The 2488-nt window shown below is 41.6% G+C and carries 3 protein-coding genes; 2 read left to right on the top strand and 1 reads right to left on the bottom strand.

What is annotated here, in order from left to right:
• Together A3750_RS07000 and A3750_RS06995 are read left to right on the top strand one after the other, a co-directional pair.
• On the top strand, positions 1–265 hold a 265-nt coding region (locus A3750_RS07000; protein WP_231871751.1), incomplete at its 5' end, for a hypothetical protein.
• Positions 266–274: 9 nt separating this feature from the next.
• Positions 275–1777: a hypothetical protein gene (locus tag A3750_RS06995; protein WP_068548122.1), complete on the top strand. Its 1503-nt coding sequence runs from the start codon at positions 275–277 to the stop codon at positions 1775–1777.
• Between the two features lie 381 nt (positions 1778–2158).
• On the opposite strand, the gene A3750_RS06990 is transcribed toward A3750_RS06995, so the two are convergent.
• Positions 2159–2401, bottom strand: a complete 243-nt coding sequence (locus A3750_RS06990) for a helix-turn-helix transcriptional regulator (protein ID WP_068548121.1) — start codon at positions 2399–2401, stop codon at positions 2159–2161.
• Positions 2402–2488: the final 87 nt, after the last annotated feature.

Raw genomic sequence — 2488 nt, 5'->3', positions numbered from 1 at the left:
CTACATGAGTAGTCGATATATGCAGTTATTGAACGATGATAGTACAAAGCGCGTGAGTAAAAAGCTCATGAGGCTTTCTTTGGCCGAAAGAGAGAGTGTCTGTAAGAGTGTCGCCTCAGCAGGATTATCCACGTTTACAGGCGTTCCAGATGAGTTTTTTGGATGGTTGAACGAGTTGATACAAAAGGATTCGGAATCAGATTTATGCGAGCTAGTCGTGGAGCTCGGAGCTAAAAAGATTGAAGATTTTTTAGATAATAATTAAGGGTTGATTATGAAATATCTTTTGCTTGACGCGTTAAAAGCAGGACGATATCTGGGGTCAGGTTTTATTGGCCTTCAGCGGTTTGATGGATCGGGTACTGGCAGTGATCAATGGGAATCTGTCGAGCTGTTTAGTCGACCTCCAGAGCTGGATGAAGACCATTTACTGTTTGAATTTGATACAGCGGAGCAGCCACTTGATTGTTCTCAAATCAAGAGAGTGTTCGTAGCCAGTGAGGAAGCGAAGGAAGAGCACTCAACAACGTTTTCCATGTTTTCTGATCTTTATCCATATATTGAAATAGAGGTTCTTGAGTCAGAAGTAAATGCTTTACAGCATGACCTTATTCCCTCCGATTCGATTGTTATCGCGCCACCTACGTTATCTTCTCTAGATCCGGCAAGAATGCCAGCTGGCTTGCTAGCAATATCAAGGAGTCTTGTTGATTTTTCAGATTGCTTACCAAACGGAGATTTAACACTCGATCTCTCGAATGGTTTTGGGTTAGGCGTGATGGAATACCTAAGGACGATAGTAGAGTCGGATAAGTTGGCCGCTCAGTGGAGCGCTCTAACTGAAAAGATCGTATATGGGTACTGCGAATCGGTTTCGTCAATGAGCTCTCCTATTGAATTGAGTGCAGGTTTTATCATTGAGAACATGAGAAAAGTTGTGCAGGTTGAAGATGATCGAAACGCTCGTGTATTCGATACGTATTTGGCCCATATTAGAGATATTCTGGATGGAATGCAGACGCTTAACGAAATGGTTGATGATCGAAATGACTTGACCGTTCGAAGGGCGGTTGTAATAGCAATCCTATGCGCTACAACTGATGACCTCCAAGTCATTCAGAATTCATATCGACTAAACCGAGAAATAGTGCGGATTGCGGTTTTCTTGATAGGTTTGCGCCAGAGCAACTCCTTTTTCTATGGCAGCCTCTCCAAAGAAGGGAAGGGTGTTGTAGATCAGTATTTCAAGGCTACGTCCAAAGCAATACGATCGGGTGAAGTGAAACTTGGAGTAGATACGGTTTCGAGGGCTCATAGCTATGACAGAGAGGCTTTGGTTGAATTAGAAGGCTTAAGGGTTCTGAGCGCACCGATAGCAAAATCTCCTGGTTTAAAGCAGGTTTTGGCAGCGTTGTCCTCTGGAGGATATTCTGCAAACGCCAACAAAGCAGGCGATCCGGTCGTTTCTCGAATTCTAGGCAATGGAAGCCAGATTGAAATTAGTTTGAAAATTACGCCTTCCGAAGCAAACCAAAAGCTGATTGTAGAAACAATGGATTTGGATTGTGGAGCTATCTTCAGAAAATCTAAGGTTATTTTGGATTTAGTGAATCTAGCGTCCGATTACGGATGTGCAGTTTCTTTTAATCCGAAATCTAAGACTTTAAGGCTCAAAAGAGATCAAGTTATTAAAACACTGGATGAGCCAGAACTGACCGACCACATTAAGTCGATCGAGAGTGCTGTTTTAGCTTTGAAAAAAGCACTAGGTGAATAGGTGACTCAATTGGGGAGATTGAATTGGATACAATGCCGATTAGCTAGTACCATTTTGACAAAATTAGAGTTTTTACTGACTCTCTTGAAACGATAACAGGATTCCGGAAATAATGGCGAAGGCGTTCCCAGCCTTTCATTAAATTCAATATGCAGGTTCCGGCCTCCCGCTCTGAATCAAAAACTAGCGCTTCGTTCTCCTCGCGAGAAAATTTTTATTTGTACTCCTCTTCAGGTTCGCGAAGATTAGCCACTTACAAAGTGAATATCTAGGCGTGTCTCTTTAAATGTGTGGTCAAATTTAAACGTAATAAATTCCCAAATGTTTTAACCTTTTCCCCAATCTTAGTATCCACGCGATCTATTCATCTACGTACCTAAATTAATCAATTTCCTTGATGTCTCTATCGGGGACATACTCAATTAAATCCTCAACTTTGCAATCGAAGTATTCGCAGAGTTTGCTTACGTTATCCGTTCCGGTATTTGTACCGCGATGATTGATCAGTTTCGAAATCGTCATTCGATGTATTCCGGTCGCTTCCGCAACAGCGGCAACAGTCACTCTCTCGCCATCTGAGAACTCTTTTTTAGCAATCATTTCTTTCAATTTGAATCGGATCATACACATACCAGCGATAAGTAAAACTATCTAATGATAAAAATAACTATCAAAAGATGTTGACAGGATTCATCATCCGATTTATAAATG

The sequence above is a fragment of the Oleiphilus sp. HI0079 genome (assembly GCF_001635105.1).
The sequence above is the reverse complement of the archived record's forward strand: the minus strand, read 5'-3'. Positions and strand labels throughout refer to the sequence as shown.

Bases quoted from the DNA above. Each gene is read 5' to 3' on its own strand.
- A3750_RS06995 (WP_068548122.1), top strand. From the start codon at position 275: ATGAAATATCTTTTGCTTGACGCGTTAAAAGCAGGACGATATCTGGGG.
- A3750_RS06990 (WP_068548121.1), bottom strand. From the start codon at position 2,401: ATGATCCGATTCAAATTGAAAGAAATGATTGCTAAAAAAGAGTTCTCA.